Source organism: Thiomonas sp. X19 (assembly GCF_900089495.1).
In the GTDB taxonomy this organism is placed as follows: Bacteria; Pseudomonadota; Gammaproteobacteria; order Burkholderiales; family Burkholderiaceae_C; genus Thiomonas_A.
Genome location: NZ_LT605203.1, coordinates 3,250,975 through 3,269,358, shown reverse-complemented (window position 1 = coordinate 3,269,358; position 18,384 = coordinate 3,250,975). Strand labels below are relative to the sequence as shown.

At 65.1% G+C, this 18,384-nt stretch carries 16 protein-coding genes; 14 read left to right on the top strand and 2 right to left on the bottom strand.

All coding sequences use genetic code 11. From position 1 onward, the window contains the following. Nucleotides 1-42: 42 nt before the first annotated feature. Nucleotides 43-2,436 carry a Tex family protein gene (locus THIX_RS15745; protein ID WP_199195317.1) on the top strand — a complete coding sequence of 798 codons (2,394 nt, stop codon included), beginning with the start codon at nucleotides 43-45 and terminating at the stop codon, nucleotides 2,434-2,436. A gap of 79 nt (nucleotides 2,437-2,515) precedes the next feature. Here the strand turns inward: THIX_RS15745 and THIX_RS15740 are convergent, their stop codons facing one another. Further along, on the bottom strand, nucleotides 2,516-3,256 hold the full coding sequence (locus tag THIX_RS15740; RefSeq protein WP_112486939.1) for a helix-turn-helix domain-containing protein: 741 nt from the start codon (nucleotides 3,254-3,256) through the stop codon (nucleotides 2,516-2,518). Nucleotides 3,257-3,518: 262 nt separating this feature from the next. Next, the gene (locus THIX_RS15735) at nucleotides 3,519-4,061 is read right to left on the bottom strand and encodes an NUDIX hydrolase (RefSeq protein WP_112486938.1); all 543 of its coding nucleotides are present in this window, start codon (nucleotides 4,059-4,061) and stop codon (nucleotides 3,519-3,521) included. Between the two features lie 124 nt (nucleotides 4,062-4,185). On the opposite strand from THIX_RS15735, the gene THIX_RS15730 reads away from it, so the two are divergent. The 13 genes from THIX_RS15730 (at nucleotide 4,186) to der (ending at nucleotide 18,336) form a co-directional block, all read left to right on the top strand. Then, nucleotides 4,186-5,316 (top strand): 2Fe-2S iron-sulfur cluster-binding protein, encoded by a 1,131-nt coding sequence (locus tag THIX_RS15730; protein ID WP_112486937.1) that lies wholly within the window; start codon nucleotides 4,186-4,188, stop codon nucleotides 5,314-5,316. Beyond that, nucleotides 5,317-5,961 carry a maleylacetoacetate isomerase gene (gene maiA / locus THIX_RS15725; RefSeq protein ID WP_112486936.1) on the top strand — a complete coding sequence of 215 codons (645 nt, stop codon included), beginning with the start codon at nucleotides 5,317-5,319 and terminating at the stop codon, nucleotides 5,959-5,961. Nucleotides 5,962-6,099: 138 nt separating this feature from the next. Continuing rightward, the gene (gene scpB / locus THIX_RS15720; RefSeq protein WP_112486935.1) at nucleotides 6,100-6,849 is read left to right on the top strand and encodes an SMC-Scp complex subunit ScpB; all 750 of its coding nucleotides are present in this window, start codon (nucleotides 6,100-6,102) and stop codon (nucleotides 6,847-6,849) included. A 34-nt stretch (nucleotides 6,850-6,883) separates the two neighbouring features. Beyond that, nucleotides 6,884-8,833, top strand: coding sequence for a 23S rRNA pseudouridine(2605) synthase RluB (gene rluB / locus THIX_RS15715; RefSeq protein ID WP_233224596.1), 1,950 nt, complete (start codon nucleotides 6,884-6,886; stop codon nucleotides 8,831-8,833). A gap of 187 nt (nucleotides 8,834-9,020) precedes the next feature. Then, a complete protein-coding gene (ndk, locus tag THIX_RS15710; protein ID WP_112486934.1) occupies nucleotides 9,021-9,440 on the top strand; it encodes a nucleoside-diphosphate kinase in 420 nt (139 codons plus the stop codon). A gap of 16 nt (nucleotides 9,441-9,456) precedes the next feature. Next, the gene (gene rlmN, locus THIX_RS15705; protein WP_112486933.1) at nucleotides 9,457-10,620 is read left to right on the top strand and encodes a 23S rRNA (adenine(2503)-C(2))-methyltransferase RlmN; all 1,164 of its coding nucleotides are present in this window, start codon (nucleotides 9,457-9,459) and stop codon (nucleotides 10,618-10,620) included. A gap of 9 nt (nucleotides 10,621-10,629) precedes the next feature. Next, nucleotides 10,630-11,481, top strand: coding sequence for a type IV pilus biogenesis/stability protein PilW (gene pilW / locus THIX_RS15700; protein WP_112486932.1), 852 nt, complete (start codon nucleotides 10,630-10,632; stop codon nucleotides 11,479-11,481). Between the two features lie 9 nt (nucleotides 11,482-11,490). Further along, on the top strand, nucleotides 11,491-12,423 hold the full coding sequence (locus THIX_RS15695; protein ID WP_112486931.1) for a helix-turn-helix domain-containing protein: 933 nt from the start codon (nucleotides 11,491-11,493) through the stop codon (nucleotides 12,421-12,423). After that, nucleotides 12,423-13,787 (top strand): flavodoxin-dependent (E)-4-hydroxy-3-methylbut-2-enyl-diphosphate synthase, encoded by a 1,365-nt coding sequence (gene ispG / locus THIX_RS15690; RefSeq protein ID WP_233224758.1) that lies wholly within the window; start codon nucleotides 12,423-12,425, stop codon nucleotides 13,785-13,787. The genes THIX_RS15695 and ispG overlap by 1 nt, the downstream gene beginning before the upstream one ends. 7 nt (nucleotides 13,788-13,794) lie before the next feature. Then, entirely contained in the window at nucleotides 13,795-15,099 is a 1,305-nt protein-coding gene (hisS, locus tag THIX_RS15685) for a histidine--tRNA ligase (protein WP_112486930.1), read from the top strand. Nucleotides 15,100-15,129: 30 nt separating this feature from the next. Continuing rightward, entirely contained in the window at nucleotides 15,130-15,768 is a 639-nt protein-coding gene (locus tag THIX_RS15680) for a tetratricopeptide repeat protein (RefSeq protein WP_112486929.1), read from the top strand. Then, nucleotides 15,765-16,892 (top strand): outer membrane protein assembly factor BamB, encoded by a 1,128-nt coding sequence (gene bamB / locus THIX_RS15675; RefSeq protein ID WP_112486928.1) that lies wholly within the window; start codon nucleotides 15,765-15,767, stop codon nucleotides 16,890-16,892. Before THIX_RS15680 ends, bamB begins: the two co-directional genes overlap by 4 nt. 25 nt (nucleotides 16,893-16,917) lie before the next feature. Beyond that, nucleotides 16,918-18,336, top strand: a complete 1,419-nt coding sequence (gene der, locus THIX_RS15670; protein WP_112486927.1) for a ribosome biogenesis GTPase Der — start codon at nucleotides 16,918-16,920, stop codon at nucleotides 18,334-18,336. Nucleotides 18,337-18,384: the final 48 nt, after the last annotated feature.

The following is an 18,384-nucleotide window of genomic DNA, read 5'->3' as shown; positions in this document are numbered from 1 at the left end:
CAGGGGGCTAGACTGCGCCCTTTTTGCCGCATGGCCTCTTCCATGACCACTTCTTCGAACTCAGAGGGCGGCGCCGCGCAACAGGCGCTGATTCTGGCCCAGCTCGCGGCCGAGATGCAATTGCGCCCGGCGCAGATTGCGGCCGCGGTGGAACTGCTCGACGGTGGCGCCACCGTCCCCTTCATCGCCCGCTACCGCAAGGAAGCCACCGGGGGCATGAGCGACGAGCATCTGCGCAATCTGGAAGTCCGCCTGGGCTATCTGCGCGAACTGGAGCAGCGCCGCGCGGCCATCCTCAAATCCATCAACGCGCAGGGCAAACTCACGCCCGAGTTGCAGGCCGCCATTGCTGCTGCCACGCAGAAGCAGGAACTTGAAGACCTCTATCTGCCCTACAAGCCGCGCGTGACAACCCGTGCGCAAAAGGCGCGCAACGCCGGGCTGGAGCCGCTGGCCGATGCGCTGTTCGCCAACCCCGCGCTGGACCCGCTGGCCGAGGCCACGGCGTTCGCGCGCGCCGAGAAGGGCGAGGACGGCTCCGACTTCAGCACGCCGCAAGCCTGCCTGGACGGGGCGCGCGACATCCTTGTGGAGCGCTGGGCCGAGGACTCGACCCTGGTGGGGCCATTGCGCGAATGGCTGTGGAACTGCGGCATGCTGCGCGCGCAACTGCGCGAGGGCAAGGCCGAGGAAGGCGCCAATTTCCGTGACTATTTCGATTACGCCGAAGTCATTGCCCGCGTGCCCTCGCACCGCGCGCTGGCGGTGTTTCGCGGTCGCAGCCAAGAGGTGTTGGATGCGAGCTTGCAACTGCCACAAGACGGCACGACTGGCGCTGGCGCGGCCAGCAGTGCCAGCGGCCTGAATGCAGCGCAGCAGCGCATCGCCGCGCATATCGGCTGGTCCCACCGTGCCCGTGCGGCTGACGACTGGCTGCAGCGCTGCGTGCAATGGGCCTGGCGCGTGAAGCTTTCGCTCTCGCTCGAACGCGAGCTGTTCACTAAGCTGCGCGAGCAGGCTGAAAGCGAGGCCATCGCCGTGTTCGGCGCCAATCTGGGCGCCTTGCTGCTGGCCGCTCCCGCCGGCCCCAAGACCGTGATGGGCCTGGACCCCGGCATTCGCACCGGCGTGAAAGTGGCCGTGACCGACCCCACCGGCAAGGTGCTGGACACCGCGACCATCTACCCCCACGAGCCGCGGCGCGATTGGGACGGCAGCCTGCACACCCTGGCCGCGCTATGCCGCCGGCACGGCGTGCAGATCGTCTCCATCGGCAACGGCACCGCCAGCCGTGAAACCGCCAGGCTGGCGAGCGAACTGGCCCAACGCCATCCGGAATTCACGCTGACGCAGGTGGTGGTGAGCGAAGCCGGCGCTTCGGTGTATTCCGCAAGCGCCCTGGCCAGCGCGGAACTACCCGATCTGGACGTGAGCCTGCGCGGCGCGGTCTCCATCGCCCGCCGTGTGCAAGACCCGCTGGCAGAGCTGGTGAAGATCGATCCCAAGAGCATCGGCGTCGGCCAGTACCAGCATGACGTCGACCAGACCCAGCTCGCACGTCGGCTGGATGCGGTGGTGGAGGACTGTGTGAACCGCGTTGGCGTGGATGTGAACACGGCATCCGTGCCGCTGCTGGCGCGCGTGGCGGGCTTGAACGCGCGCATTGCCGATCACATCGTGCGCCAGCGCGACACGGCCGGCGCTTTTCGCAGCCGCAAGAGCCTGCTGGATGTGCCCGGCCTGGGTGCCAAGACTTTCGAGCAGGCAGCCGGTTTTCTGCGCATCATGGATGGCGACAACCCGCTCGACCGCTCTGCCGTGCATCCTGAAAGCTACCCGCTGGTCGAGCGCATTCTTGCCGCTGCCGGCCAGCCCATTCAGGTGCTGATGGGCAATGCGCAGGCCTTGCAAGCCATCCGCGCCGAAGCCTTGGTGGACGACCGCTTTGGCCTCTACACCGTGCGCGACGTGTTGGCTGAACTCGACAAGCCCGGCCGCGATCCGCGTCCTGCCTTCCGCGTGGCGAGGCTGCAAGAAGATGTGCAAAGCATCAAGGACTTGCAGCCTGGCATGCGCCTGGAGGGCACGGTGAGCAATGTCGCTGCCTTCGGCGCCTTCGTCGATCTGGGCGTGCATTGCGATGGCCTGGTGCATGTGTCGCAACTCGCCGACCGCTTCGTGAAAGACGCCGCCGAGGTGGTGAAGGTCGGCGACATTGTCACGGTCACGGTGCTGGAGGTGGATGTGCAGCGGCAACGCATTGCTTTGAGCATGCGCACCCAGAAGCCCGGTGGTGAGGCCGCCGCAGGCAAGCGCGGCGACGGTGCGGCGCGTCAGCCGCCGGGGCAGGGCGGCAGAGCGCGGCCGACGGCAGCGCCGGCACCAGCCCAATCAGCCATGGCGGCGGCCTTTTCGCGCTTGGGCAAGGACCGATAACTGGCATCGATCGCTGGCACCGATCGCTGGCCGATGGGCGCCTTGCCACGCTGCGCTGCGGCCCATCTGCGCGCCGAACTCAATGCTCCTGTGGAACCAGCAACTCGGTCAGGCCTTCGCGGTTGGTGATGCGCACCTGTCGCTGCGCAACGTGAACCAGCCCGGCTTGGTGGAAGCGCGACATCAGACGGCTGATGGTTTCCAGTTTGAGCCCGAGGTAGCTGCCGATTTCCTCACGGCTCATGCGCAACACGAATTCTTCGGGTGAGAGGCCGCGCGACTTGTAGCGTTCCGACAGATCGAGCAGGAAGCGCGCCAGACGCTCGTCGGCCTGCATGCTGCCGAGCACGAATTGGTCCTGCTGCGCCCGCGCCAGCCGGTTGCCGATGAGGCAATGAATCTGCTGCTGCAAGGTGGGCAGTTCGCGGGCATTGTTTTCCAGGATGCGAACGTCGATTTCGCAAGCCTCGCCATCCTCCAGCGCGATCACATCGGTCATGTAGATGCGCGCGGAAAAACCCTCCAGGCCCATCAGTTCGCCGGGGACGTGGAAACCCACGATCTGCTGCCGCCCGTCGGGGCTGCTGATCATCGATTTGAACGATCCCGCATGGACCGAAAACACCTTGTCCATCGGCTGTCCGGCCTCGAACAGCCGCTCTCCCTTGGTCAGCCTGATGGTGGTTTGCATGATGTCGCGCATGCGCACGAGCTCGTCTTGTGGCAGCGAGATCGGCAGGCAGAACCGACTCTGAAAACACACATCGCAGGGATGGGGCTTGTCCATGCGGTGCATGGGGGCGGTGGGAATGGCTTTCATGGCGCGGCAGAGGTCGGAGCGGATTGGGCAACTATCGCACATCTTGCATGAGTTCGGGCATTCTTTCGACTCGATCGCTCTCAAGGAAACACAGGGTCGCCCCAAGTTTCCTTGACCCCCACGGGGGGCGTGGTCGGCGAGCCGGCCCTGGGGGCGCTCAAAGGTTCCGCCGGCGCCGTGCGTTGCGCCGGCATGTGCCGGGCGACGCCGCACTCGCCGCCAACCCCGAACCCTGGCCTGGGGCGGGTTGCGACCCGGCGCGTCAATCGATATCGAACACCTGCAAGTTGTAGTGTCCGGTTTGCTGCTCGGCAAAAAAGCGCCTGAGGGTTTCGCCCACGGCGCGAAACGCCAGTTGCTCCCACGGCACTTCGCTCGGGCTGAACAGCTGCGCTTCCAGGGTTTCCAGCCCTGGTGACCATGTGGGTTGCAACATGCGCGCGCGGTACAGCAGGTAGACCTGGCTCACCGGCTTGACGTTGACCACGCAGTACAGGCCGTCGAGTTCGACGTCGACACCGGCCTCTTCCTGGGTTTCACGCAGGGCGCCTTGTTCGGTGGTTTCGTGCAACTCCATGAACCCGGCCGGCAGGGTCCAGAGGCCGTGGCGCGGCTCGATGGCCCGCTTGCACAGCAGCACGCGGCCTTCCCACACCGGCACCGTCCCCACGATATTGCGCGGGTTTTCGTATTGCACATGACCGCAAGCAGGGCAGACCGCACGCAGATGCGTGTCGCCTTCGGGAACCCGGTGGTCGACGGGCGCACCGCAATGGTTGCAATGTTGGATCAGGCGTGGGTGCATGGTCTCATTGTTGCAGGGCCTTCGGGGCAGGGCAGCGCTGCGGGCTTTTCAGTCCCCGGCGCCATGTTCCGCGCAGTTTTGAAACAATGCTCGGATTACGCGCCGAACGCGCCGCGACCATTCCATGCCCATCATCTCCATCCCCACAAGCGGTCTCGAACTCCAGGCCGACGCCGACGACAACCTGCTGAAGGTGCTGCGCCGCTACAAGATTCCCATCCACTATTCCTGCAAACAGGGAGAGTGCGGCAGCTGCAAATGCGTCCTTGAGCAGGGCGAGGTTGACTTGCAAGGCTACAAGGACACCGCCTTGCCGCTGGCGCAGCGCGAGCAGGGTTTGATTCTGGCCTGCTGCAGCCGCCTCAAGGGCGACGTGCAACTGCGCCTGATCGACAGTGACGACTACATCGTCCACCCCGAGCGCCATCTCGTCGCCGAGGTCATCGGTCTGCGCGAGCTGGCGCCGGAAGTTTTCGGCCTGCGCCTGAAAATCCGTTACGTCGACCGCGATGGCGAGCCCTTCCTCTTCTCCGCCGGTCAATACGCCCAGCTCGGTGTGCAAACCGACCCCGACACCCTGGTCGCGCGCGACTTTTCCATGGCCAGCACCCCGGTGGACGCGGAATACGACGACGAACTTGAATTTCACATCCGCCGTACCGCCACCGGCGCCTTCAGCGGCCTGCTCGGGCGCAGCATCCAGTTGGGCAGCCTGATTGCTGTCGACGGGCCCATGGGTTCCAGCCATTTCCGCCCACGGCACGAAGGCCCGCTCTACGCCGTGTCGGCAGGCACCGGCTTCGCGCCCATGCTCAGCGTCGTGAAAACGGCGCTCAATAACGGCAAACTCGAACCCGTGGTGTTCTATGTCGGGTTCAAGACGCCGGCCGAGGTCTACGGCCGTGAGGATCTCGCCCAACTCCAGCATGAATTCAACAACTTCCGCTTCCACGTCGTGGTGGAGCAGGACGCTGACGCGAGCGATCGCACCGGCCGCGTCGGCGATGTGCTGCTGAACGATGTGGCCGACTTCGCCGGCGCCAAGGTCTATCTCGCGGGTTCGCCCGGCATGGTCGAAGCGGTGAGTGCCTGCCTGCTGGAACGCGGCCTGCCAGCCGGAGATGTGCATGCTGACGCCTTCTATGCGCCCAAGCCCGGACTGGCGGAGGCTGCGTCTGCCGCGCAAGCCGCCATGGGCGCCGCCGAAGCGAATGGCCTGCTTTCCTTGCCATCACCACTGCAGTCCGAGGTCTGAATGCGCACGCTCTACAGCTACTTTCGCTCCTCCGCGGCATTCCGCGTGCGCATCGCCCTCAACCTCAAGGGCCTGTCCTACGCCATCGTTCCGGTGCATCTGGCGCATGGCGAGCAACGCCTGCCGGAGCATTTGCGGCGTTCGCCGCAAGGGCTCATCCCGGTGCTGGAGGACGACGGCCTCAGCCTCACGCAGTCGCTGGCCATCCTGGAGTATCTCGAAGAGCAGCACCCCAATCCGCCGCTGCTGCCAGCCGACGCAGCGGGTCGGGCGCGGGTGCGTGCCCTGGCCCTGGCGATTGCCTGCGACATTCACCCGCTGAACAATCTGCGGGTGCTGAACCGCCTGCAAAGCCAATTCGGCGCCGACGAGGCGGCGCGCCAGCGCTGGTACCAGCATTGGGTGAACACCGGCCTTGCCGCCTGGCAGGAGCAATGGCGCCGCTGGCCCGGCCCACCCGGCCCCTACGTGCATGGACAAGCGCCGGGCCTGGCCGACTGCTGCCTGATTCCGCAGATCTGCAACGCACAGCGCTTCAAATGCGATCTGCAAGCCGTTCCCGACCTCATGCGCTTGTTCGACGCCTGCATGCAGTTGCCGGCATTCGTCAATGCACATCCGGCACAGCAAGCAGACGCGACCTGAATGCAGGTGGCCCTGGCCTGACGGACTGGGCTAAAATAGATCCCACGTCGCGCCGCAGCAGTTTTCCAGGGTTCACGCAACCCGCTTGCCGAAGTCCCATTCCGGCAACCCACCATCGGCGCACGATTCCTGACACGCATGAATATTGCACTGGCCAAGCGGGTCGTCGAGACCGCGCTGATGTGTGCCACCCAACCTTTGAGCCTTGAGCGTCTGCGCAGCCTGTTCGACGAACAGGTCGGCGCCGACACCCTGCGCTTGCTGCTCGACGACTTGCGCCACGACTGGCGCGAGCGCGGCGTGGAGTTGCGCGCCGTGGCTGGCGGCTGGCGCATGCAAAGCCGTGAGGACATGCAGCCTTATCTGCAGCGACTCAATCCCGAAAAGCCGCCGCGCTACTCCCGCGCAGTGCAGGAAACGCTGGCCATCATCGCCCACCGGCAACCCGTGACGCGCGGCGATATCGAGGACATTCGCGGCGTGGCGGTCAATGCGCAGATCCTGCGCCAGTTGGAAGATCGTGGCTGGATCGAGGCCATCGGCCATCGCGAAGGGCCGGGGCGGCCGGTGCTGTTCGCCACCACACGCCAGTTTCTCGACGATCTCGGCGTGGCCACGATTGGCGAACTTCCCGCGATGCAAGCCGAGGTCGCCAGCGCCGACCCGCAGCAAATCGATCTGTTGCCCTTGGGCGGCGAGATTGAAGACATGTTCGAGCCTTCGTCCGTCAGTCAAGCGGCGGCAGGCGACGGCGTCGAAGCCGCCGAATCTTCCCCCGCTGCCACTGCAGACGCTGCCGCATGGCTCCCATCCCCCACATTCCCAGTTCCATCCGAATCGGCGGCTTCCGACAGCATTGCCGCGTCCGATCCCCTGCCAGCCGCCTGAACAGGCCTGACCCGTACCCCACACCACCGACTCCATGCAACACGACGAATCCATCTCCGACGCTGACGCCAGCTCCAACCCTGCCACCCCGGTGGTTGCCGAACCGGCACCGCAGCGCCCGGCGCGGCGGCGCAAGGCCGTGGCAGTCGAAGCAGCAGCCCCGGCGCACGATGAAGGTGAAAGCACGCAGTCAGCCCGCTCCGAGCCGCACTCGATCGCGTCGCCGGGCAACGCGGCGCCCAGCGTCGATCCGGTTGCCGCTGAAGGGTCTGCCGAAGGCACGAGCCCGCAAGCCGGGCAGACCGCAGGCGACGACATGACGCCGCGCGATGCGCCGCGGCGCCGCAAGCGCAAAGCCCCCGGGCCCAGCCTGGCAGAGACCGAAACCCGGCCAACCGGATCTGTCGTGCCGGAGGCGCAGCAAACCGCGCCGGCTGAAGCGCAACACGATGCTGACGGCAACCAGGCACAGCCCGAGCGTTCCGCGCGTGCCGATCGCCCGAACCGGCCCGATCGTCCGCGTCAAAACCAGAACCAGCGCAAAAAGAAGCACAACTCGCCGTTGCGCGGCCCGGCCAAAAACGTCCCCGCGGTGCGCATCGAAGAGGTCATTTCCGGCGATTTCGACCGTGCCGTCGAAATCGCCGAAGCCGCCGAGCCCGGTGCCCGCCGTGTGCTGCCGCCATCACCCGAAGCGCCGAAACTGCACAAGGTCCTGGCCCAGGCCGGGGTGGGGTCGCGCCGCGAAATGGAACAACTCATCGTCGATGGCCTGGTGTCCGTCAACGGCGAGCCGGCGCATCTGGGCCAGCGCATTCAGCCTGGCGACCAGATCCGCGTCAATGGCAAGCCGCTCAAATTCCGCATCAGCCCGCCACCAGCGCGGGTGCTGGTCTATCACAAGCCAGTGGGCGAGGTCGTGACCTTCAAGGATCCGGAAGGCCGTCCCACGGTGTTCCGCAACCTGCCGCGGGTGCAGAACGCGAAGTGGACGGCGATCGGCCGGCTCGACATCAACACCGAAGGTCTGCTGCTGTTCACCACCTCGGGCGAACTGGCCAACAAGCTCATGCACCCCAGCCAGGGCGTCGAGCGCGAGTACGCGGTGCGTGTGCTGGGGCAGGTGGATGACCCGGCACGCCAGAAATTGCTGGGGGGTGTGGACCTGAGCGACGGTCCCGCACGTTTCATGAGCCTGGAAGAAGCCGGTGGCGAGGGCGCCAATCGCTGGTATCGGGTCATCATCGCCGAAGGGCGCAACCGCGAAGTGCGCCGCCTGTTCGAGGCCGTGGGCCTCACGGTCAGCCGCCTGATTCGCGTGCGCTATGGCTCCATCGCCTTGCCCGCCGGTTTGCGCCGTGGCGATTTCGCGGAAATCGAGCGCGAAGACGTCAAGGCCATGATGAACCATTCCGGCACGGTTCAGGGTTTGGATGACCGGTCCAAGGGCCAGAAGCCGGGCGGCAATGGCGCCAATGGCGTCAATGGCCAGTCCCAGCGCAAGCCTGGTGGACGCAATGACAAGCGGCAGGAATCGCGTGGCCAAGCCGGACGCAACGATGGCCGCAATCAAGATCGGCCGGAAGGCCCCCCCGGCGGCCGTGGCAATGCTGAGCGTGGCGGCCCGAGCGGCGAGCGCGAGCCGGGCCCCAACAGCTACGCCATGAGCGCGGTGGATGCGCTCTTCGGCCGGGCCACCCGCGAAGCACGTCGCGCGGCTCCGCGTCATGAGCACGACGACCGACAGCTTCCTGAACGCGAGCCGGGACCCAACAGCTATGCCATGAGCGCTGTCGATGCCTTGTTCGGCAAAGGTGCCGGCGGCCATGGTGGCAACAACAAGCCACGCTCGGCCCGTGGTGGCAAGAAAGGTGGTTCCGGCGGCCAGCCTGACCCGATGCGTTCAGCCCTGGGGCAAGGGTTCGGCCAGGGTCCGCGTGCGGGCCCGGGGCCGGGCGGCAAACGACGCAACTTCCCGCGTTGAAATTGCCCCGGGACATTCGCAAGAGGACTCCTCCCCGCGAGTGTGCAGGCCAAGCTTGGGGTGGCCCTGGCGCGGCCCGGCAATGGCCGGTGATGCGCTGAATTCAGGGTTGGGAGGTTCATCATTCGCCATGAGTGAGCGCCTTACAATTCATTTTTAATCACTTGATTTCTGGAGAAAAAACCTTATGGAGCGCACGCTCTCAATCATCAAGCCCGACGCTGTCGCCAAGAACTGTATCGGCAAGATCATCGACCGCTTCGAGACTGCCGGCCTCAAGGTCGCCGCCGTTCGCATGATGCATCTTTCCCGCGCCGAGGCCGAAGGCTTTTACGCCGTGCACAAGGATCGTCCTTTCTTCAAGGATCTGGTCGATTTCATGGTTTCCGGCCCCGTGCTGGTGCAGGTTCTGGAAGGCAGCAATGCCGTTGCCAAGAACCGTGAGCTGATGGGTGCGACCGACCCGAAGAAGGCTGCCCCTGGCACCATTCGCGCCGATTTCGCCGACAGCATCGACGCCAATGCCGTGCATGGTTCGGACAGTGCGGAGAACGCGGCAACCGAAATCGCCTTTTTCTTTCCGCCGAACTGGGTGTTCACTCGCTGATTCCCGCTGCGCGGCCATGTCCACCACCAACCTGCTTCAGTTCGACCGTGCCGGTCTGGTGGACTGGTTCGCCGCGCATGGCGAAAAACCCTTCCGCGCCCGCCAGGTGTTCCGCTGGATGCACCAGAAGGGCGTGGCCGAATTTGCCGGCATGAGCGATCTGGCCAAGCCTCTGCGGGCCTGGTTGCAGGGCGCAGCCCGGATCGAATCCCTGCCGGTGCTCACCGAGCAGCGCTCGCGTGACGGTACGGTGAAGTGGCTGTTCGACGTGGGTGCGGGCGACGCCGTGGAAACCGTGTTCATTCCCGAGGCGCAGCGCAACACCCTGTGTGTTTCGTCGCAAGCGGGATGCGCCATGGCCTGCCGCTTCTGTTCCACCGGAGCGCAGGGCTTCAGCCGCAACCTGACTACGGCCGAAATCCTGGCGCAGCTCTGGCACGCCGAGTTCAGCATGCGCGAATCCCTCGGCCTGGCGGCCGGCGAGCGCGCCATCTCCAATGTGGTGATGATGGGCATGGGCGAGCCGCTGCAGAATTACAGCGCGCTCATCCCAGCGTTGCGGGCCATGCTCGATGACGACGGCTATGGTTTGTCGCGTCGCCGCGTGACCGTGTCCACCTCGGGCGTGGTGCCGATGATCGACCGGCTCGCGGCCGATTGTCCCGTCGCGCTCGCGGTTTCCCTGCACGCGCCGAACGACGCTCTGCGTGACGATCTCGTCCCGCTCAATCGCAAATACCCGCTGGCCGAGCTTCTGGGCGCCTGCGAGCGCTATCTGGCGCATGCCCCGCGCGACTTCATCACCTTCGAATACTGCATGCTCGACCGTGTGAACGACGCTCCCGAACATGCCCGGCAGTTGGTCCGTCTGTTGCACAACCGCTTTCCGTGCAAGTTCAACCTCATCCCGTTCAATCCTTTCCCGCAGTCCGGCCTTGCAAGGTCGCCTGCCGGGCGCATTGCTGCGTTCGCGCAGATCCTGGTGGACGCGGGCTTCGTCACCACGGTGCGCAAGACGCGCGGCGACGACATCGATGCCGCCTGCGGCCAACTGGCTGGCGATGTGCAAGATCGCACCAGTCGCAAGCCAGCGCGTGCAAGCACGTCATCCGCGGTGCCGCCACGGCCCGTCATCCCCATTCGGGTCGAGGCCGCGAGCCCGCCCGCTTGTCCAACCTGAACTGATGCCATGAACAAGCAAACCCGATGGACTGACCGTGGTTGTTTCGCATCGCTGCCGCCCGCCATCCTGGTGCTGGGTTTTGCCTTGTTGCAACTCGGCGGCTGCGCCAGCCATCCAGCCCAAAGCAATGGCTCGACGAGCGCGACGCCCAGCACGGGCAGCGCCGAGGCCGACAAGAACGCGCAAATCCGCCTGGAGTTGGCCGAAGGTTATTACCAGCGCGGTCAGGCCGAGGTGGCACTCTCCGAGGTGGGCAAAGCGCTGGACCAGGCTCCCGACTACGTGCCGGCTTACACCATGCAGGCGCTGATTCAAATGAGCCTGGGCCAGAACCCGCAGGCCGAACAGAGCTTCCGCAAGGCGCTGTCCATCGCGCCGAACAATGCCGATGCGCTGCACAACTATGGCTGGTTCCTGTGCACCAATCGACGTTATGCCGAGTCGTTCACCATGTTCCAGCGCGCCTTGGCAGTTCCCGGCTACCGTTATCCGGAACGCACCGATCTGGCCTACGGTGTTTGCCAGTACCGCGATGGTGATCTTGCCGGGGCCGAGAAAACGCTGCGTGCCGGCTTCGCGCTCGACCCAGCCAACCCCGCGCTGTCCACCAATCTGGCTTTGGTGCTTTACCGCCAGAACAAATTCAAGGATGCGCTGTTCTATATCCAGCGCGTCAACTCCGGCAAGTACGCCAGCGCGCAATCGCTCTGGGTGGGTGTTCTCATCGCGCGGCGCTCGGGCGATGCGCTGGATGCCAGCAGCTGGACCACGCAACTGGAGCAGCGCTTTCCAGATTCGCGCGAGGCCATTGCCGTCCAGCAGGGCAGGTTTGACGACCCAAGCCTGCTTCCCCGCTGATTTCAGCCGATGACAAGCTCCAATTCACAGGCTGATGCGCAGCGCGCAGCGCGTGCCCAGGCGGGTGGCATGCTGCGTGCCGCACGTGAGGCCGCGGGTAAAAGCGCCAGCGAACTCGCAACTCAGCTCAAGGTGTCGTCCGACAAGATCCTGGCGCTCGAGGCTGGAGATTGGGAGCGCCTGCCAGACACGGCCTTCGCTCGCGGCCTGCTTCGCGCCGCGAGCAAGGCGCTAAAGGCCGACACCGAGGCCATCATGCAGGTGCTGCCGCCGCTGCCGCATGCCAAAACCATCCCGACCCGACCAACAGCCACGAGTTCCGGCAAGCCCGTGCCCGCGGCTCCTGCAGGGGGGGGACATGGTGCGCGCAAGCTCTGGTGGCTGGCGGTGGCGGGACTTGTCATCGCTGCGCTGCTGGTGTTCTTTCTGCCCCATGCGGAGGATCTGGCGAAGTGGCTGCCCCAGACCATGCCCGCGAAGCCGGCTTCCGCTGTGTTGGCGCAAGCGAGTTCGTCGCCTGTATTGCCCTCGGCTACGCCATCGATCATGGCGAAGATGCCGAGCGCCAACCCGTTGGCCATCGCTTCGGCATCGGCGGCAGCGGCTCCTGCCGCGACCGATTCCGGTGCCGGCTCACGGCAATTCCCGCAGCCGGCCGCAGCATCCAGCAGCCCGGTGGCCGCAGCCGCCGGACCAGCACTCAGCATTCAGGCCGCCGCCGAGAGCTGGGTTCAGGTGACCAGCAGCCAGGGCACCGTCTTGTTTTCGGGCCTTGTTGCTGCTGCAGGCCAGCAAAGCATCGCTCTGTCCCAGCAAGATTTTCCGCTGCAACTCGTGGTGGGCAATGCAGCTCAAACCCAGGTGAGCCTCGACGGCAAGCCTGTCGATCTGACCCCCAGGACCAACAACAACGTCGCCCGCTTGACCATCCCCAAACCGTGATGCAAAAGGTTTTCATGCCAGATGCGGTCTTGATTCCAGATGCCGTGCCGCAGCGGCGGGCGACGCGCCAGGCACTCGTGAGCTGGGGGGGGAACACGATTGCCATCGGCGGCGATGCGCCGGTGCGGGTGCAGTCCATGACCAACACCGACACGGTGGATGCCATTGGCACGGCCATTCAGGTGAAGGAATTGGCGCAAGCCGGGTCCGAGCTGGTGCGCATCACGGTCAACACCCCCGAGGCTGCCGCGGCTGTGCCGGTTATTCGGGAGCAGCTCGACCGCATGGGTGTGGATGTCCCCCTGATCGGCGACTTCCACTACAACGGCCATGTGCTGCTGACGCAATATCCGGATTGCGCGCAGGCTCTGTCCAAGTACCGCATCAACCCCGGCAACGTCGGCAAGGGTGACAAGAAAGACCGCCAGTTCTCCCAGATGATCGAGGTTGCCGCGCGTTGGAACAAACCGGTGCGCATTGGCGTGAACTGGGGCAGCCTGGACCAGGAACTGCTCGCCGACTTGATGGACACCAACGCGAAGCAGCCCCAGCCGCGTGACGCGCAACAGGTGATGTACGAAGCGCTGATTGCATCGGCCTTGCAGTCGGCCGAGCGCGCCGAGGAACTGGGCCTTCCCGGCCACCAAATCCTGCTGTCGTGCAAAGTCTCGGGCGTGCGCGACCTCATCGCCGTGTACCGCGAGCTTTCGCGCCGCAGCGACTATGCCCTGCACCTCGGCCTGACCGAAGCCGGCATGGGCACCAAGGGCACCGTGGCATCGGCCGCGGCCCTGTCGGTCCTGCTGCAGGAAGGCATCGGCGACACCATTCGTGTCTCGCTCACCCCGGCGCCGGGCGAGGCGCGCACCCAGGAGGTGGTGGTCGCGCTGGAAATCCTCCAGGCTTTGGGCTTGCGCAGCTTCGTCCCCAGCGTCACGGCTTGTCCGGGGTGCGGGCGCACCACGAGCAGTGTGTTCCAGGAGTTGGCGCAAGACATCGACCGCCACCTGCGGGCGCAAATGCCGGTTTGGCGGGCGCAATATCCCGGCGTTGAAACCTTGCGCCTGGCGGTGATGGGCTGCATCGTCAACGGCCCGGGTGAAAGCCGCCACGCCGACATCGGCATCAGTCTGCCGGGAACGGGCGAACAGCCTTCCGCCCCAGTTTTCATCGACGGCGAAAAACGCTACACCCTGCGTGGCGGCGGCATCGCCGAACAATTTCTCGACATCGTCAACAGCTATATCCAACAGCGTTGGGGCTTAGACCGCCCCCAGGCTGCTGCTGCGCAGCAGCCGCCCCCCGAGGGGGATGAGGAAACTTCGGGCGGCCGTGCGTTTCCTCATCAGGCCCACGCGAATTAATCTCCGCATGAATGCAAAACTCAATGCCGTCAAAGGCATGAATGATCTGCTGCCGCCGCAATCGGCAGTCTGGGAATGGTTCGAGTCCCAGGTGCGCGAACTCATGCGCGCCTACGGCTATCGCAACATCCGCACCCCCATCGTCGAGCCCACGGCGCTGTTCGTGCGCGGCATCGGCGAAGTGACCGACATCGTCGAGAAAGAGATGTACAGCTTCACCGACGCGCTCAATGGCGAGCAACTCACCTTGCGTCCGGAGAACACCGCCGCTGTGGTGCGCGCCTGCATCGAACACAACCTGCTGTACGACGGCGGCAAGCGCCTTTGGTACACCGGGCCGATGTTCCGCCACGAGCGCCCGCAGCGCGGCCGCTACCGCCAGTTCCATCAGGTGGGTGCCGAAACCTTGGGTTTCGCCGGGCCGGATGTGGATGCCGAGCTCATTTTGATGGCGCGCCGCTTGTGGCAGATGCTGGGTTTGAGCGACGTGCGCCTGGAACTCAACTGCCTGGGTCAGCCCGAGGAGCGTCAGCGCCACCGGCTCAAGCTCATCGCCTATTTCGAGCAACATCAGAATGAGCTGGATGAAGATGCGCGCCGCCGGCTGCACCGCAATCCGCTGCGTATTCTCGACACGAAGAATCCGCAGATGCAGGCGCTGGTGAATGCCGCGCCGCGCCTGATCGACGAACTCGGCGAGGCGTCGCTGGCGCACTTCGAGGGCGTGCAAGCCTTGCTGCTTGCCGCCGGGCAGGACTACACCGTCAACCCGCGTCTGGTGCGGGGGCTGGACTACTACAACCTCACGGTGTTCGAGTGGGTCACCGACCGCCTGGGCGCGCAGGGCACGGTGTGCGCCGGTGGGCGCTACGACGGATTGATCGAGCAGATCGGCGGCAAGCCGGCGCCAGCCTGCGGCTGGGCGCTGGGGGTTGAGCGGGTCCTCGATTTGCTGGAGCAGGGTGGCATGCAGACTCCCGCCCTGGAGCCGCACGCCTATATCGTTCTGGCGCACGCGCCTGCCTTGGCCGTCGCGATGCAAACCGCAGAGCGTCTGCGTGCAGCGGGCCTGCATGTCGTGCTGCATGCTGGCAGCGGCGGCATGAAGTCACAAATGAAAAAAGCCGACGCCAGCGCTGCGCGCCATGCGCTCATCTTCGGCGAGGACGAGTTCGCCGCTGGTGCCGTGACGGTCAAGTCCTTGCGTCAAGGCCAGGGAGAAGCCGGCCAGCAACGCCTCGTGTCGCTCCAGTCGCTGGAGGTTCTGATCGAACAGCTTGCTGCCTCCGCGCCGCCGGCCTTGGCCCCCTAGAATGGCTGGCCGCACTGAATGCCACCATCCATGAGCTACAACCTCGAAGAGCAAGACCAGATAGAAAGCCTGCGCGACTTTTGGAGCCGCTGGGGGACGCTGATTTCGTCTCTCGTGCTCGTCGTCGCCCTTGCCTGGGCCGGTTATGCCGGCTGGCAATGGTGGCAAGTCCGCCAAACCACCGAGGCATCCGCCCTGTTCGCCCAGATCAGCAAGGAGCTTCAGGCTGGTGATTTGCAAAAAGCAGTTCCCGCTTGGACCGATTTGCAGAACAAATTTTCCACCAGCCCCTACGCCCAAATGGGTGGCCTGACCATGGCCAAGGCCTATGCCGATGCAGGCAAGACGGCGGACGCCGAAGCCTTGCTGCGTTGGACCTCCGAGCATGCCGAAAGCAAGTCCTACCGCGCCACCGCCCTACTCAATCTGTCAGCCCTGCAGGTCGATGCCAAGCAGCTGCAGGCAGCGCTTGCCACGGTGAAGCAGTCTCCCGCCCCGGCGTTCGACGCGCTCTTCGCCACCCGCCGCGGCGACATCGAAGCGCTGCTGGGCAAGCCCCAAGAAGCACGCAAGGCCTATGAGGATGCGATGCGGCTACTGCCGCCGAATTCCAGCTACCGCCAACTGGTGCAAATCAAGCTGCAGAGCGTTGGGGGCCTGGCATCATGATGCGCGCCTTGGCTGTTGTGCTTGCGGCAAGCTCCGTCTTGTTGCTTGCGTCCTGCGCCTCCGGGCCGAAGCTTCCCGACCCCACTCCGCTGACTCCGGTGGCGTCCATCCTGCAAGCGAAAACGGCCTGGAAAACGAGTATTGGTCCGGTTCCTGCCACGTTCTCGACCGCCGTTGCTGCCGGCAGCGTGGTCGTGGCCTCGAGCGACGGCACGGTGGAGCGCCTGGATGCCAACACCGGGCGCACCATCTGGCGCAGCAAAATTGCCGGTGGCATTACCGCCGGCACTGGCAGCGATGGCACGTTCACGGCAGTGGTCAATTCGCACAATCAGGTCGTGTCCCTCGGACCGCAAGGCCAGGTGCTGTGGCTGTACCAACTGCCCACGAGTGTGATCACCGCGCCGGCGGTGGTGGACGGAACCATTGCCGTGCAAGGCGCTGACCAGCGCCTATGGGCATTCAATGCAGCGAACGGGCAAAAGCTCTGGACCGCTGATTCACGTGCCCCCGCGCTGCTGTTGCAGCAGGCTTCCGGCATCACCCCGCAGGCGGGCAGCCTGCTGGTGGGCACGGCCTTGGGACGGATCGAATCCATCTCCGCTGCGACGGGCGCTGTTCAGTGGCAAGCCACGCTCGCGCGGCCGCGCGGCATCACCGAGGTCGAGCGCGTGGTGGGCATCACCGGGGCGCCATCGGTCGCGGCGTCCATGGTCTGCGCCCGCGCCTACCAATCGGTCGTGGGTTGCGCCGATCTCGATACCGGACGCTTGCTCTGGGCCGACAAGGCCGACGGCGATACCGGGATCAGCCAGAACGGCGATCTGCTGTTGGCCACCCAGGGCGATGGCGTGGTGCAGGCTTACAGTGCCGTGGATGGCGCCAAGCGCTGGAGCAATGACCAACTCAAGTACCGCAAGCTGAGCGCACCGCTGCTGGTGGGCGTCACGGTTGCGGTTGGCGACTACCAGGGCTACATCACCTTTCTTTCAGCCAAGGACGGCAAGCTCATCGGGCGCGTCAGCACCGATGGGGCGGCCATTCGCTCGCCGCTCGTCATCTCCGGCAACACCATCGTGGCCGTCACTTCTGATGGCGGTGTTTTTGGTTTCCTGCCGCAATGAGCATGACCCTGGCAACTGCCCCCACATGATCCCCGTCGTTGCCCTGGTGGGCCGCCCCAATGTGGGCAAGTCCACGTTGTTCAATCGCATCACGCGTTCGCGCGACGCCATCGTCGCCAATATTCCCGGCCTCACGCGCGACCGTCATTACGCCAAGACGCAGTGGGAGGGCCAGTCCTTCCTCGTGGTCGATACGGGCGGCTTCGAGCCCGTGGTGGATAGCGGAATCGTGGCCGAGATGGCCAAGCAGACCAAGCAGGCCATCGCCGAATCGGATGTCGTGGTCTTTCTGACCGATGCCCGAACCGGGCTGGCTCCGCAGGATCAGCGCATTGCCGCCTATCTGCGCAAGACCGGCAAGTCGGTGTTGCTGGCTGTGAACAAGGCCGAAGGCCTGCCGCCGACGGCCATGGCCGAGTTTCATGAACTGGGGCTGGGCGAACCCTTGCCGGTCAGCGCGGCGCACGGCAGTGGCGTCGGCACACTGCTCGATGCCATTGGCGACCATCTTCGTCCCCCCGCGCCGCCGCTCGCCGAGGAAGATTCCGTCGTTGACGCCACGCATGCGCCCGAGGCTGAATCCGTTTTGCCCGATGGCGTCACACCCGAGAGCCTCGCGTTCAGCCTCGAACCGCGCGCCATCAAATTGGCGATCGTGGGCCGGCCCAATGTGGGGAAATCGACGCTGATCAACGCCCTGGTGGGTGAAGAGCGCGTGATTGCGTTCGACCAGCCGGGCACCACCCGCGACGCGATCGAAGTGCCTTTCAGCCGCGACGGGGTGGAGTACACCCTGATCGATACCGCAGGTCTGCGGCGCAAAGGCAAGGTGTTCGAGACCATCGAGAAATTCTCGGTGCTGAAAACGCTGCAGGCGATCGAATCCGCCAACGTCGTCGTTCTCTTGCTCGACGCCAGCGAAGGCGTGTCCGATCAGGACGCGCATATTGCCGGCTTTGCCGTGGAGTCGGGCCGTGCGGTGGTGGTGGCGTCGAACAAGTGGGACATGGTTGACGAATACCAACGGCATCAGTTCAACAACGCCCTCATCGAGCGCCTGCCGTTTCTCAGTTTCGCCCGCCAGCACGAGATTTCCGCCTTGTCGCGCAAGGGGCTGTCGGCGGTGCTCAAGTCGGTGAACGAGGCTTACAAGGCGGCATTCGCCAAGATGTCCACCCCCAAGCTCACGCGTGCCTTGCAGGAGGCGGTCGCCTTCCAGCAGCCACCGCGCGCCGGCACGGTCAGGCCCAAATTGCGCTATGCCCACCAGGGTGGCCAGAACCCCCCCGTCATCGTCATTCACGGCAATGCCCTGGACCGGGTGCCCAACAGCTACACGCGCTATCTGGAATCACGTTTTTCCAAGGCTTTCAAGCTCAGCGGCACCCCGCTGCGGGTGGAATATCGGTCCTCCAACAATCCCTACAAAACGGAGCGCTGGTAAGGCTGCGGACGGCCTTCTTGCCGGAAAGTCCCGATCATTTGACGAGCC

Excerpts from the sequence above, each read along its gene's own strand:
- THIX_RS15735 (WP_112486938.1), bottom strand. The coding sequence starts at position 4,061 with ATGCACCCACGCCTGATCCAACATTGCAACCATTGCGGTGCGCCCGTC.
- rluB (WP_233224596.1), top strand. The coding sequence starts at position 6,884 with ATGCAACACGACGAATCCATCTCCGACGCTGACGCCAGCTCCAACCCT.
- bamB (WP_112486928.1), top strand. The coding sequence starts at position 15,765 with ATGATGCGCGCCTTGGCTGTTGTGCTTGCGGCAAGCTCCGTCTTGTTG.
- ndk (WP_112486934.1), top strand. The coding sequence starts at position 9,021 with ATGGAGCGCACGCTCTCAATCATCAAGCCCGACGCTGTCGCCAAGAAC.
- THIX_RS15680 (WP_112486929.1), top strand. The coding sequence starts at position 15,130 with ATGAGCTACAACCTCGAAGAGCAAGACCAGATAGAAAGCCTGCGCGAC.
- pilW (WP_112486932.1), top strand. The coding sequence starts at position 10,630 with ATGAACAAGCAAACCCGATGGACTGACCGTGGTTGTTTCGCATCGCTG.
- THIX_RS15745 (WP_199195317.1), top strand. The coding sequence starts at position 43 with ATGACCACTTCTTCGAACTCAGAGGGCGGCGCCGCGCAACAGGCGCTG.
- rlmN (WP_112486933.1), top strand. The coding sequence starts at position 9,457 with ATGTCCACCACCAACCTGCTTCAGTTCGACCGTGCCGGTCTGGTGGAC.
- THIX_RS15730 (WP_112486937.1), top strand. The coding sequence starts at position 4,186 with ATGCCCATCATCTCCATCCCCACAAGCGGTCTCGAACTCCAGGCCGAC.
- THIX_RS15740 (WP_112486939.1), bottom strand. The coding sequence starts at position 3,256 with ATGAAAGCCATTCCCACCGCCCCCATGCACCGCATGGACAAGCCCCAT.
- ispG (WP_233224758.1), top strand. The coding sequence starts at position 12,423 with ATGCAAAAGGTTTTCATGCCAGATGCGGTCTTGATTCCAGATGCCGTG.
- maiA (WP_112486936.1), top strand. The coding sequence starts at position 5,317 with ATGCGCACGCTCTACAGCTACTTTCGCTCCTCCGCGGCATTCCGCGTG.
- scpB (WP_112486935.1), top strand. The coding sequence starts at position 6,100 with ATGAATATTGCACTGGCCAAGCGGGTCGTCGAGACCGCGCTGATGTGT.
- der (WP_112486927.1), top strand. The coding sequence starts at position 16,918 with ATGATCCCCGTCGTTGCCCTGGTGGGCCGCCCCAATGTGGGCAAGTCC.
- THIX_RS15695 (WP_112486931.1), top strand. The coding sequence starts at position 11,491 with ATGACAAGCTCCAATTCACAGGCTGATGCGCAGCGCGCAGCGCGTGCC.
- hisS (WP_112486930.1), top strand. The coding sequence starts at position 13,795 with ATGAATGCAAAACTCAATGCCGTCAAAGGCATGAATGATCTGCTGCCG.